We start from the raw sequence: 13,028 nt of genomic DNA, 5'->3' as shown, positions 1-13,028 counted from the left end.
TTGAATGTTCAGACTTTGACTAAGCGCTCCTTGATGACAAGTAGGTACTACATTAGAATTGTTTTCTTCCATAAAAAGCATCTTTTGTGATTGAGTACCTGGAATTTATCTTGTTTTTATCAAAATTAGTCATGAATAAATCATGGAAATTTGATGTGAAAAACAAGTATAAATCATGAGGTTTTAATGGTAGCATCTTGTCATTATCACGGCGTGATTTACTGGAGGAGAGATGGCTTTTAATTATAATGATTACTCAACGGAATTCAGTAAGAAGACACGTTCTGAGTATGATGTCTTATTGAATAGTAATAAAAGGGAATTAATTTATTATATTCATCGCTTACAGAGTTATAGAAATTGGCGAGCTTATATTTCAGATTTGAATTACAATGATATTAGTAATATAAAAAAACAAATAGAAAACTCGATAAATAAATTTACATATCATGATGGTGATATAAATAAATTCATTGATAGAATGTTAAATAATTATCATAATCACGGCATTCGAGAAAGTGAATTTGAATGGTTGAAAAGTGATGAGCGAGCATGTTTTTTAGTATTATTAACCTTATTAATTAAGGATACTAGACCTGATGATTTAATCGGTATAGAAGAAAATAACAAACTTAATCTTCAATCTGGCTCTATTTATTACTCTATCATTGCTTGGTTTGATAAATTCACTGAGCCAAGAAGTCAGCGAAGTGGAAGGCATGAGAATGAAAAAAAATTAAAAAAATATTATGAAAGGTGCATGGGCTTAGACGAAAATTCAGTTTTCAGCTGGCTTATGGGTATGAATGATGTAGGTGAAATAAATTATTGTTATAACTACTTGCAACGCTTAGGTATGAATACGTTAGTTGTTGCTGTGAGTAATGAGAGCGCAGAATTTATATTTCGCCTAGGTGAAAAATATAATGTTAATAAAAAAGCAGTTTTAATCGCTTTTTTTGACTACCTATACTTATCATCAGATATAGGTGTTTTTGCTGCTGAAAACTTAAAAATGAAAATGGCGAGTGCACTCTCTTCTTGGAAAAATAGAAAAAATAAAGAAGGCTATGTTGATGTGCATTTTGATATCAAAAAAGAAAATATTCCTAAGCTGGATGAACTTAAAAAACGATTTAACGTAATGTCTAAAAAGGATGTCGTCAATGCGTTGATAGAATATATGTATGATAAAAAAGAATAGTCTTTCTAGATATATTCAATAGCAAGTTTAAAATTTTTTCAGATATATATCATTTTAGTGATATCTCATCCTTGATATCTCAATAAACCATCAGCCACCCATTTGGGTGGCTGATTTATTTTGAGGTTAATATGAAAAAATTATCGGGCAATGCCCTTATTCGTCGTCATCTCCGACGCTACCCTCGTTCACTGCGTCAAACCTTATTAAAAGAGCTCAATCAGCTTGTTACCTATCAGCCTGTGATTGGTATCATGGGCAAGACTGGTGTCGGGAAATCCAGTCTGTGTAATGCCTTATTTCGCAGTCAAGTTTGTGTTGTCAATGCTGTTGTCGCTTGTACTCGGCAGCCCCAACAGGTCAAGTTACGCTTTGGACGGCACACACTAACGCTAGTTGATTTACCCGGTGTCGGAGAAAGCCAAGCGCGTGATGAGGAATATCGTGAACTCTATCGTAAGTGGATACCTAAACTCGATATGGTGTTTTGGGTTTTGAAAGCCGATGATCGCGCATTTTCTATTGAAGAACAGTTTTATCAAACAGTATTCACGGAGTATAACGGACAGCTACCGGCTATTACTTGGATTTTGAATCAAGTTGATAAGATAGAGCCTGTAGAGCAGTGGCACTGGGCATCCGCACAACCTTCAAAACAGCAGCAAGCTCATATCACATTGAAACGACATGCTATCGCCAAACAAATGCATATCTCTGCAGATTCCATCATTCCGATATCTGTTAAAGGCCGATATCATCTCCCCCAATTGGTGGAGGCGATTATTACTCGTCTCCCAAAGCAGGCACGTAGTCCCTTAATCCCACATCTACAAAATGCCTATCAGACCACAACGGTTATCAATCATGCACGTAGCTCTTTCGGTGATACGGTCGTAGATATCATTGAGCGCGTGATTGATTTCGCTCCACTTCCCCAAGTCGCTCGACATGCTCTCAAATCAACAACGCATCATATCGCTCAAGCAGCGCGCTCTGTTTGGTCATTTTTCTTCAATTAATTCAATTGCATCCCTGAAATACTAACCTATAGATAAATGATTTTACGTTGTCATGATCGAATTTGTCGATCGAACCGATCGGTTTTTTTCATTATCCATACGGAAATGATGGCTATACAATCTCTCAGAGGTATCAATGAATTAAATTTAATTATAAAAATCAATGCGATAAGTCGCAGGGTTTGTCACGTTATTAAGAATGGAAAACCATCAGTCTCTTATTTAGAGCTCACTCTTTGTTCGCATTAATGAGTTCTTACGGTCCTATATCTGAATAGGAAAAATAGCTAATTGGAAAATATCATGAAAACAAAACTCATTATTTCTGCATTTTTTATTTCGGCTTTAACACCGACATTTACTCACGCTTTTGGTAACCAACACACTTGGATGAGTAACAAAACACAAGGCGTGACCGAGTTTGTCATTCTGGGGCAGGGCCAGTCTCAGCTTTATCTGTCTTGTGAAGATAAAGGCGATAAGCCTATTAGGATTATTTTTACCGATATGAATGGTCATCAGACTAGCATGGATTCCGGGCAGTATTTGGAAATGAAATTTGACGGAAAGGAGATATATCAAATCAGTGACAGTTCAAGCCGAGTCGGCTCAAGTCACGTCGAAGTCGCGTGGGATAATTTACGTCATGAAAAACAGGTCACCGTCTCTGCTGACGGCGGCCAGCCCGTGACCTTTACCTTAAAGGGGGCAGCAAGCGTTATCCCTGAAATCGGGAATAACGGTTGCTGGACTCAATTTATCCTCTAAGTGCCCTTTGGACTCAACGATAAGAGACCTAACTCACTGAAGCCACGGGATAGTAAAAACCGTGACAGCATTAATCGAGTGGGGGATGCCCCCTTATTCGAGATCAAGTCCGACATATCCGTGATTTTTATGCTCATTCCATCATAAGGATACTCATTATGAAAAAACTCATTTTTGCACTTTCGCTGGGGCTGATGACGTGTTTCGCCTATGCAGAAAAAGCTCCTATTCGACTCAGTGAAGGGCCCAGTAATGCCGGGCGTTCATACAGTAAAATCTATATCACCTCAAACGTTGATAGCGTGGTCATCAAAAAAATCTTAGTTAATCGCGGCAATTGTAAGGATGCGGAATACCGTCCTTGGAAGCCCATTAGGCTGAATTTTGGTAATACCTACACACGTCTATTTACGGGTAAAAGCCCGGGAATACCGTGCAATGTCATCGAAGTCGCCGTGGATACCAACCAAGGCGTTTGGACATTTGATTTCAATCCCTAATGTGATCATGTCAATTCTTACCACTAAAGGCCTGCTGCTTATCAGCAGGCCTTTTTGTTTACTGTCGTCATGACACTTCTTAGGTATCGGTAGTCAAACAGGTGGTTTGTAGTCCTGTTCACTCATCATTTTTATTACCCGTTATTAATTTATTAACAGGAGAAATCATATGTCTTCCTCTTATTCTGCTTCTGCGCTAGAACCAAACTCATTTATTCTCGCTAATGTCGTGCCGCTTTCAGCTAGACCAAATTTCTGGCAAAGCCACTTTGGTACAGTGAAAGGCTTCGCCACGTTTGAAGTAGTGATTTTCACTATCATGGGCCAGTTCTGTGATGAATATACGGGCGGCTATTGGGAGTACTGCACTTTACCCAACGGTGGCGCATTTATTTATCCTGATTTGGGCTCTGAAAAACTCACACTGTTCAATATGCACAATGGCAATGAAGAGATTCTAAGCCCTGAGGCAGCTGGAGTGGCTGTTTGCTTGATGCTGTATAGCCAGTGGTCGTTTAGAACGGAAAGTGAGCTGCTAGTTGAGCGTTTCTACCAACTTCGTGACTACGCTATTCAACACACTGAAAGCTCAGCTATTTTCCATCTTATCGATTAACTCTCTCTTAATTCATTCTTTCAGTTTTACCTATCTTATTTATATTCAAGGAAATTCATTATGACTCGTTTAGCTTCCCGCTTTGGTGCGGCGAATAGCATTCGTCGCGACCGCCCGTTAACTACAGAAGAATTATTTCGTACTGTACCGAGTGTTTTCTCAGAAGAAAAACACGAATCCAGAAGTGACCGATATACTTACATCCCAACCATTACCTTACTCGATAGCCTTCAAAAAGAAGGTTTTTATCCGTTCTTTGCTTGTCAGACGCGGGTACGTGATACCAGTCGTCGAGAGCATACTAAGCACATGCTACGGCTCAGGCGACATGATCAAATCACAGGAATCCAAGTGCCTGAAATTATCTTACTTAACAGCCATGATGGCTCAAGCAGCTATCAAATGTTGCCGGGATTATTTAGAGCGGTGTGTCAAAATGGTTTAGTTTGCGGTGATACCTTTGGTGAAGTGCGTGTACCACATAAAGGCGATGTGGTAGGCAAGGTGATTGAAGGGGCTTATGAAGTATTGGAAACCTTTGATTCAGTGGCTGAAAAGCGTGAACAAATGCAATCTCTCATGTTATCTCCACCAGCACAGCAAGCCTTGGCACAAGCAGCTTTGACGTATCGCTTTGGTGAAGAATATCAACCCATTACCGAGGAACAAGTATTACAGCCTCGTCGCTGGGAAGATAAGAAAGATGACCTTTGGACGGTATACCAACGTTTACAGGAGAATTTAATCAAGGGAGGATTATCAGGTAGAAATGCAAAAGGTAAACGCGCTCGTACTCGTTCGGTGAATGGTATTGATGGGGGTATTAAATTGAATAAGGCATTGTGGATAATGACTGAAAAGATGTATGAGTGTTTTTCAATTAATTAAATATAATATTTTATCGAGGAATATACCTAAATATATTCCTCTGTTTTTTATTATATTAGATAGCTTTGTAAGACTTTAACATGTCTGTGTTTTTTAAAATGAAATTATAATGATTGTCAGACTCTATATCCTTTTCATAACAAACCAACCATTGATTTAATATTATCCAGACAAATGCTGCTCTCGAAGTCATTAGTACTTTATTATCTAAACTATTAATACCGAAATCTCTTTTTATTTCATCTTTTTTTTGTTTTTTAAGGTTAGGGTTAATTTCTAACTCAATAGGGAGATTCATGTTCCACAAATCATCATAATCTAAGGTTTGATTATAATCTATTGATTCATTGGTTTTTTCTGCCTCGATTATACGAGAAAAATTAAAGTTTTTATATTTTATTTCCGTGTCAGAATCCTCATGGTAAGCCCTGAATATCCAATTTCTACCATCAAATAAAATGACTAGAGGTGATAAAATTCGATTTTCTTTATTATTACTAGTTGTTGAGTTATATTTAATTTTAATTTTATTTTTATTAAATATAGCTCTTGTTATTATGGCTACCTTGTTTTTTTCTAAAGGAGACTGAATGAAGTCTATATTTTCATATCGTATAATATTTCGACTTCTAACGAACTTATTTTTATCAAAACCTTCTGATAGCATCTTTAGTGCATCTTCAGAGCTAAAATCAACAAGAGATTGATACTCTAATTCATTTAATTCAAACTTTTTGCTTTTATTATCATAATAGAGATTTTTCTCTCTTAATTCTTTATATTTAGATATTATTCTAGTTGCAGTTATTTCAGAGATATCAAATTCACTTGTAATATCTGTTCTTGACAATGCACCAGTATAAAAAATTTTGAAATCTATAAATGCTAATCTAATAGCTAAGGCTTGGTCATTTTTTAAAATATCAATAAATGAGTTTAGTGACATGGGATAACCTTATAGGTATAAAAACATACCTAATTTTAGCATAAATTTTTTAAAAGAACATTTATCATTTTAACCTTAACCCCTATAAAGCAACCATTAAAACTCAATATTGCTATCATTTTGATAATCATTCCGGATGTTGTGCGGTAGGTTAATTGATTTTTTTATTTTCTAATATTGTTGACATCTTAAGATTGACAGGTTAGATTTAAATTGAAAAGAAGGAAATGGTTTTCTTCTAGTAGGATTACAAGAGGAGTCTATAATGGCTACAAATCCACCAAATGATAATCGTCGTATTGGAATGGTTCGTGAACGTTCTCAGGTATTGAACCCTGTGACAGGTACATGGGTTAAACGGGATGCAAACACAGGTCGTTTTATGGATGTAAAATCAGATGGTACACCATTCAAAGGTGTCAGAAAGGAAAAATAGAGCGGAATTGTTAGTAGCAATGATCCGCTTTATTTGTTTTTAGCACTTTTTCTTGACCGTTTAAGTGCGTAACCTTAATAGGCTGTTGCCTATGATCTCAATTTTATAGAGGCAAGTCAACAGCCCTTTTAAAAAAGAGCATATAATGCAATATCAATATTATAATTTAAGATCTTTAAATGCAGGGCAAGTTGTCGAAATTAGTCTTTCAGGTAATGCGGCTAATGTTAAATTAATGGATGCTAATAATTTCCATAGCTATAAGTCTGGCCGTCAACATCGTTATTATGGGGGGTATGTTACTTCATCATTAACAAGGCTAGATGTTCCATTTAGTGGTAGTTGGCATTTGGCTATTGATTTAGGGGGACGCTCAGGGTCTGTGAGATCAAGCGTTAGAGTGTATTAAAGTAAAAAACTAGAAATTTCTTAAGAAAGCATGAAAGCATTAGCGATATTTGGTAGTACAGCTAGGAATGAGAGAGAGTTTGATTCAGATATAGACATGATAGGAATTTATGAGGGCAGTATCATAAAATCAGTTAATCATGCTAATGTCAGCTTGTTCTTATACCCAGAAAAAGTACTAAATGAAAAAATGCTTTCAGGGGATTTGTTTGCTTTACACTTGGTAAAGGAGTCAATACCAATATTTGGTGAAGAAACCCTTAATAAGATATACTCAAGGTTTAAGTATAAAGATAGCTACAGGGAAGAAATGGATACTTCCCTGATGCTTGCCTTTAAAATACTTAATCTATATGAAGAGCTGACTGTTTTTAATGAAGCAAACAAAAAACTAGTATGGAGCCTTCGTACTTTTATAATTTCGGTATCTGCACAAGATCAAACTCCTGTTTTTTCAAAAAAACTAATAGCAGGATATTTAAAGCTTTTATCAATAAATTCTGAATCAATACTTAGACTAATAAACATGAAAAGTATGAAAAGTAAATTACCGAAATGTATTCTTAATGAATTCAAATCATTATTCGATGAACTATATGTTAAGTTTGGAAGTAAACACCTATTAGCAAATGAGTCATTAATTAATGATATAATTGATGGGATTAAGGGCTTAGATAAAGTCAGTGACTATTAAATAGCTTTTTTATGAGTATACTCTGTGAGTATATATTTAAGTATACAATAATTTTCACATAAAATTATATTGCTTAAAAACAATGTGTTGGCTATTAAAAGCGAGTCCGGCCTTCGCACCATAAGAACATCAAGAGACGTCAATCGACGTCTTTTTTTGTATCTAGAATCCCAGTTTTACAAGGCTTTTTACCACTTTTCAGTCTTCCCAAGTATACTAAGGTCAACCTACATCAAGTACCTACTGTTGGTTTAATTATTGGTGTTTACCTTGATATTTTATGTGCAGAAGACAGAAAGAAAAGAGATGCGGGTAGAAAGTTAATAGCAAATGGTATTGATCCCAGAGAAAATGCAAAGAAGTGGTCAGAAGGCCATAGCCATAGAGTGCTCAAAAGCCTTGAGGACAATATCTTTGCTGCTATTGGTAAACGTAATATTGCCGAACTGAAAACCCGCGACCTCCTCGAACCGATTAAAGCCGTAGAGATGTCTGGACGTCTTGACGTGGCTGCACGTCTACAACAACGTGTGACAGCCATTATGCGCTATGCCGTACAAAGTGGTTTAATCGACTATAACCCCGCGCAAGATATGGTTGGCGCAGTGGCAACAGGTAAACGAGTCCATAGAGCCGCATTAGAGCTTAAACGCCTACCTGAGTTCTTACAACGCATTGATGATTATAAGGGAAGACCTTTAACTAAACTTGCAGTCAAACTTACCTTGTTAGCCTTCATTCGCTCCAGTGAACTGTGTTTTGCTCGTTGGGATGAAATCGGTTTAAATAGAGGTTCCTTTTGTGAACAGAATGCTTCATATAAGCCCGTTGCATTCACTTGCCCTTAGACCCTGTATAAAGCACATATAAATTAAGCAAGAACTACGTTCGAGATATTGCGACAAATAACAAGCGACTAAAAGTCGAGATATTTCCTGTTGAGTTTAATTCCTACCCGTTTCTTTAAAGGAAAAATTTCTTTAAGATGAAATGAAATTAAGTCAAATAAAGTCACTGTTAGGTTTCCATGAGAATACTATTAATTGAAGATCACCTAAAAACCCAAGTGTGGGTCAAAAATGGGTTAGAAGAAGCGGGTTTTCTCGTTGATGTGACTAATGATGGCCGCGATGGTCTCTATTTTGCCTTAGAAAACAGTTATCAGTTGGTGATCCTCGATATCATGCTGCCTGGTATGAATGGCTGGGAAATTTTAAAAATCTTACGTACAGCTAAAAACATACCGGTAATTTGCCTCACTGCGCGGGATGCCGTTGATGACAGAATTAAAGGTTTAGAGCTTGGTGCCAATGACTATCTGGTTAAGCCGTTTTCGTTTTCTGAATTATTAGCTAGGGTTAAAAACCAATTAAAAGTTAACCAACCAGCCTCAACCACCATGACTATTGCGGATTTAAAAATCGATTTAACTCGCCATGATGTTGAGCGTGCGGGAAAGAAAATCACCTTAACGCGGCAAGAGTTTTCCTTATTGCTATTCTTCGTTCTACATTGCGATGAAATTTTACCTAGAACTTTAATTGCTAGCGAAGTTTGGGGCATTGATTTTGAAAGTGACACGAATATTATTGATGTGGCTATCCGTCGGTTGAGAAAAAAAATCGATGATGAGTTTGACGTTAAACTCATCGAAACCATTCGAGGGATGGGATACCGTTTAAATAGGCCTATAGAATGAAAAAGAAGTCACTTCGCTTCAAACTTATTTCTCTGTTTATCGTTCTTATGGTTACTAATGCTGGGGTGGTGACATGGGTTTTGTATCATTCACTCAAAAATGAGCTATCTGAACAAGATAATAATTTACTGGTTAACCGTGCGGAGCAACTTGCTAAGCTCATCGCTGGTGGTATTGATATCAAAACACTTCCCATGTATTTCCAAAGCATGATGGACATGCGTCAAGACTTGATCCAAATTTCTGATGCAGCAGGGAAAATACTGGTTACTACCAAACAAGAGTTATTGGGCTCCCAACCTCTTCAGTTAGTCAACCTTGAGCAGCTAAATATCAATGCCATTAACCATTGGCAAACTGCTCAAGGTATCCCTATTTCTGCGGTTTATTTCTCGATGAATTCCCCAATAGGGCCGCTCCATGTCGTTCTTGGTAAAGTTTCTGTCGACCGTAGTGGCGTGTTGACTCAATATCTCATCCAAAGCGTAGTGATTTCTATTTTCTCAATTTTGCTGATGGGGCTACTCAGCTTATGGCTGTTGAAAAAAGGATTATCCGACATTCAAGCATTGAGCCAGATAACGGTCAAAACAGACGTTCACGCATTAAATGATCCAATTGATATTGACCAGTTACCACAGGAGTTGAAAGAGTTGGGCGAATCAATGAATACGATGCGCCAGCGGTTAAAGCATGATTTTGTCAAACTTACTCAGTTTGCCGATGACTTGGCGCATGAGCTGAGAACCCCAATTAATGCGATCCGGGTACAAAATGAAATAACACTTCAGCGTTCGCGCAGTGTTAGCGAATATGAAGGGATGATAGTCAGTAATATTGAGGAGCTCGATAAACTGTCACAAATGATACAAAGTACTTTGTTTATTGCCCGTGCTGAAAATAAAAATATTACCTTAAATCGAGAAAACCTTTCTTTATATACGTTAGTTAACGATGTCTATGAGCTCTTTTCTGCCTATGCAGAAGAAAAACAGATTGAGCTGCATAGCGAGCCCTCATCCCTGACTCTTGATGCTGACCCTGTATTACTCAGCCGAGTTTTAGTGAATATTGTCTCCAATGCGATTAAATATTCTCACCCGGGCACCTGTGTCGTTACCCAAATTATAGCGCTGCCGCAACAGAGAGAAATTAAAATGACTAACCAAGGAGAACCTCTACAAAATAGTGATGAAATTTTCACGCGTTTTTGGCGTGGTGATAATGCTCGAACTACAGAGGGAACAGGACTTGGGTTAGCGATTGTGAAAGCGATAGTCGAATTACATGGCGGGTCAGTGAGTTTTGAGCACCATGCAGGAACCAGTACCATTACCCTGAAATTTCCTACAATTAAGTAAGATGACAAATTTGTCATCTTACTGTCAGCCACTTTTACTGCGCTTTCGGTATAACTAATTTCATATCCTTTTTGCTATGGAGCGCATGATGAAAAAGTTACCTAAAATTCCCACATCTCAAATCACGGATGAAACCCTCTTTTTTATGAAACGCCGTCAGTTACTTAAGGCTTTAGGCATTGGAGCTGCAGGTTTAACCGTTGCGGCGACAGCTAATGCCGGGCTGTTTTCTTGGTTTAACGACGATACGCCAACAACTCCGATGACGCCAAGAAAATCTCTGACATTTATTCAACCTGAAGAGTTTCAGCCATCTTTAACCCTCACACCAGAAGATAAAGTGATTGGTTATAATAATTTTTATGAGTTTGGGCTCGGTAAATCCGATCCTGCTGAGAATGCTCATACTTTAGTCACGGATGAGTGGACGGTGACAATAGACGGCGAAGTGAATCGTCCTCTTACGCTTAATTTGGATGATATAAACACTAAGTTTCCCTTAGAGGAGCGCATCTATCGCATGCGCTGTGTTGAGGCTTGGTCGATGGTTATTCCATGGGTTGGTTTCCCTTTAGCGAAACTATTGGCTTTAGTCGAACCCACTAGCAAAGCCAAATATGTGGCTTTTGAAACACGCTACGCTCCAGAACAAATGCCAGGACAAAAAAGTCGTTATATTGGTGGTGGTTTATCGTACCCCTATGTTGAAGGGCTACGCTTAGACGAAGCCATGAATCCACTGACTTTGCTGGCGACTGGCGTTTATGGAAAGACATTACCCAACCAAAACGGAGCACCGATCCGGTTGGTCGTACCATGGAAATATGGCTTTAAAGGGATTAAATCTATCGTCAAAATTCGCCTTACTGAGCAAATGCCTGACACGACATGGAACCTATCAGCGCCGAGCGAATATGGCTTTTTTGCCAATGTGAATCCAGGTGTAAACCATCCTCGTTGGTCACAAGCCACTGAGCGTTTTATTGGTGCTGGAGGCTTAGGCCAAGTGACCCGACAGCCAACATTGTTGTTTAATGGATATGGCGAGCAAGTGGCAAGTTTGTATCAAGGAATGGATTTGCGGAGATATTATTGATGCCCCAAGACAATAAGTTCATCGTTGGATTAACCAAAGGGAGTTTTCACCTTATTGCTTTGCTCCCTCTAGTATGGCTAATTTTTTTAGTCGAGACCCAACGGCTTGGAGCCGACCCAGCTAAAGATATCCAACATTTTACAGGAATAGCTGCTTTGCGTTTGCTCGTCATTATTGTATTGATCCCACTGGTTGCAAAATTATTGCGATTTACCGTATTGTTTCAGATGCGAAAATTACTGGGGGTATGGTGTTTTTTCTGGGCTGCGCTGCATTTAAGTAGCTATCTATTACTGGAAATTGGCGTAAATAATTTGGCGTTATTTTTCGAAGAGATTTTTTCGCGGCTCTATTTAGCAATTGGAGCGATAGCTTGGTTGTGTTTATTGTTAATGGCAGTTAGTTCATTCAACCGTATACGCCTTTATTTGGGCGTATGGTGGAACAGAATTCATATGCTGCTTTACCCTACGCTCATATTGGCGCTTTGCCACTATACTTTGTCACTAAAAACCTTAACGCCTGAACCATTTATCTATTTAGCCGTTGTGGGGAGTGCGTTTGCTTATCGCATGCGGAGCCAGCAAACACAACGAATAAAACCTTAATAAAGGGTGACGCGCTTTAATCGTATTCTTTCCTGATACTATCAAATGCCAGTACTGAAGTTTCTCAGTATTAGGTATTTGGTATGTATCTCAATATTGTGTAAAGCAAATCTGTACATCGTTTTATGATAAGTGCTTGTCGTCTTGCTCATCCCCTTCTTGTGGTAACGGTTATATCGTTACTATTTGAATTGAACCCAAACTTAGTGTGACTCGGCTAAATTCTTATTTTTCTACAGGGATGAAATGTTTAAACGAATCTTTCATGTACACTTTATTAAAGTATAAAATTAACAAATATGAAATATAATATCTTAATACTCATTATCGGAGTAATAAATATTCTGGTTTTTTATATTGTGTTGGAATTTATTGGGTGTTAGTGATGTTTTCTATGGTCTATAATTCTGGTGATAAACTTTACGGTAATTTATAATTAATTTGTTGGTGTTTATAAATAACAAAGCTCAGATAAGTCTTAAAAAAAATTCATATAATTTACAAACGCAAAATTCGAGTAATGCTGCATTCTTAAGTTGTATTTTGCGATTGAAATTTCACCATAAAATACATCTCATTAGTAAAATCTGTGTTTCAATATTTTAAAATGTACCAAAATGTAATTTCCAATATGAGTAAATCTAATTTTGCATCCATAACATATTGTTATTTATATTATTAATTTTACTGTTGAGCTGTTTTGTTACATTTACTTCGTATTAATAGGGCAATAAATTGTTTTTAATAGCAATCAATTTGCCTTATCGATTATACAAAACAAATAA

The 13,028-nt window shown here is 37.5% G+C and carries 14 protein-coding genes and 1 pseudogene; 14 read left to right on the top strand and 1 reads right to left on the bottom strand.

Translation table 11 applies throughout. The annotated features are described in order from the left end of the window. Positions 1 to 232 precede the first annotated feature (232 nt). The 6 genes from PR809_RS04160 to PR809_RS04135 all read left to right on the top strand — a co-directional run bounded on the left by PR809_RS04160 (position 233) and on the right by PR809_RS04135 (position 4,995). A complete protein-coding gene (locus PR809_RS04160; RefSeq protein WP_137019307.1) occupies positions 233 to 1,204 on the top strand; it encodes a hypothetical protein in 972 nt (323 codons plus the stop codon). A 131-nt stretch (positions 1,205 to 1,335) separates the two neighbouring features. Beyond that, positions 1,336 to 2,223 carry a GTPase family protein gene (locus tag PR809_RS04155; RefSeq protein ID WP_137019305.1) on the top strand — a complete coding sequence of 296 codons (888 nt, stop codon included), beginning with the start codon at positions 1,336 to 1,338 and terminating at the stop codon, positions 2,221 to 2,223. Positions 2,224 to 2,526: 303 nt separating this feature from the next. After that, positions 2,527 to 2,991, top strand: a complete 465-nt coding sequence (locus PR809_RS04150) for a hypothetical protein (RefSeq protein ID WP_137019303.1) — start codon at positions 2,527 to 2,529, stop codon at positions 2,989 to 2,991. 158 nt (positions 2,992 to 3,149) lie between these two features. Continuing rightward, a complete protein-coding gene (locus PR809_RS04145) occupies positions 3,150 to 3,491 on the top strand; it encodes a hypothetical protein (RefSeq protein ID WP_137019301.1) in 342 nt (113 codons plus the stop codon). Positions 3,492 to 3,660: 169 nt separating this feature from the next. Then, positions 3,661 to 4,107 carry an antirestriction protein gene (locus PR809_RS04140; protein ID WP_243154725.1) on the top strand — a complete coding sequence of 149 codons (447 nt, stop codon included), beginning with the start codon at positions 3,661 to 3,663 and terminating at the stop codon, positions 4,105 to 4,107. A gap of 60 nt (positions 4,108 to 4,167) precedes the next feature. Next, positions 4,168 to 4,995: a DUF932 domain-containing protein gene (locus PR809_RS04135; RefSeq protein WP_137019299.1), complete on the top strand. Its 828-nt coding sequence runs from the start codon at positions 4,168 to 4,170 to the stop codon at positions 4,993 to 4,995. 55 nt (positions 4,996 to 5,050) lie between these two features. Here PR809_RS04135 and PR809_RS04130 read toward each other — a convergent pair whose 3' ends face one another. Beyond that, the gene (locus PR809_RS04130; RefSeq protein ID WP_137019297.1) at positions 5,051 to 5,941 is read right to left on the bottom strand and encodes a WYL domain-containing protein; all 891 of its coding nucleotides are present in this window, start codon (positions 5,939 to 5,941) and stop codon (positions 5,051 to 5,053) included. Between the two features lie 265 nt (positions 5,942 to 6,206). On the opposite strand from PR809_RS04130, the gene PR809_RS04125 reads away from it, so the two are divergent. The 8 genes and pseudogenes from PR809_RS04125 (at position 6,207) to PR809_RS04090 (ending at position 12,243) form a co-directional block, all read left to right on the top strand. Then, positions 6,207 to 6,377 carry a hypothetical protein gene (locus PR809_RS04125; RefSeq protein ID WP_165119770.1) on the top strand — a complete coding sequence of 57 codons (171 nt, stop codon included), beginning with the start codon at positions 6,207 to 6,209 and terminating at the stop codon, positions 6,375 to 6,377. A gap of 145 nt (positions 6,378 to 6,522) precedes the next feature. Continuing rightward, positions 6,523 to 6,786: a DUF1883 domain-containing protein gene (locus PR809_RS04120; RefSeq protein WP_036894097.1), complete on the top strand. Its 264-nt coding sequence runs from the start codon at positions 6,523 to 6,525 to the stop codon at positions 6,784 to 6,786. Positions 6,787 to 6,816: 30 nt separating this feature from the next. Continuing rightward, positions 6,817 to 7,479, top strand: a complete 663-nt coding sequence (locus PR809_RS04115) for a hypothetical protein (protein WP_036894099.1) — start codon at positions 6,817 to 6,819, stop codon at positions 7,477 to 7,479. A 251-nt stretch (positions 7,480 to 7,730) separates the two neighbouring features. Then, positions 7,731 to 8,258 (top strand): annotated as a pseudogene (locus PR809_RS04110) (tyrosine-type recombinase/integrase); the annotation flags it as partial. Positions 8,259 to 8,506: 248 nt separating this feature from the next. Beyond that, the gene (locus tag PR809_RS04105; protein ID WP_102138149.1) at positions 8,507 to 9,178 is read left to right on the top strand and encodes a heavy metal response regulator transcription factor; all 672 of its coding nucleotides are present in this window, start codon (positions 8,507 to 8,509) and stop codon (positions 9,176 to 9,178) included. Next, entirely contained in the window at positions 9,175 to 10,539 is a 1,365-nt protein-coding gene (locus tag PR809_RS04100; RefSeq protein WP_206276028.1) for a heavy metal sensor histidine kinase, read from the top strand. Before PR809_RS04105 ends, PR809_RS04100 begins: the two co-directional genes overlap by 4 nt. A gap of 85 nt (positions 10,540 to 10,624) precedes the next feature. Then, a complete protein-coding gene (gene msrP / locus PR809_RS04095; RefSeq protein ID WP_195697835.1) occupies positions 10,625 to 11,635 on the top strand; it encodes a protein-methionine-sulfoxide reductase catalytic subunit MsrP in 1,011 nt (336 codons plus the stop codon). Beyond that, positions 11,635 to 12,243, top strand: coding sequence for a sulfite oxidase heme-binding subunit YedZ (locus PR809_RS04090; RefSeq protein WP_206276027.1), 609 nt, complete (start codon positions 11,635 to 11,637; stop codon positions 12,241 to 12,243). Before msrP ends, PR809_RS04090 begins: the two co-directional genes overlap by 1 nt. Positions 12,244 to 13,028 lie beyond the last annotated feature (785 nt).

This window comes from Providencia sp. PROV201 (genome assembly GCF_028479545.1).
Lineage (GTDB): Bacteria > Pseudomonadota > Gammaproteobacteria > Enterobacterales > Enterobacteriaceae > Providencia > Providencia huaxiensis.
Note: the sequence above shows the minus strand (reverse complement) of the source record. Positions and strands in the feature narration are given on the sequence as shown.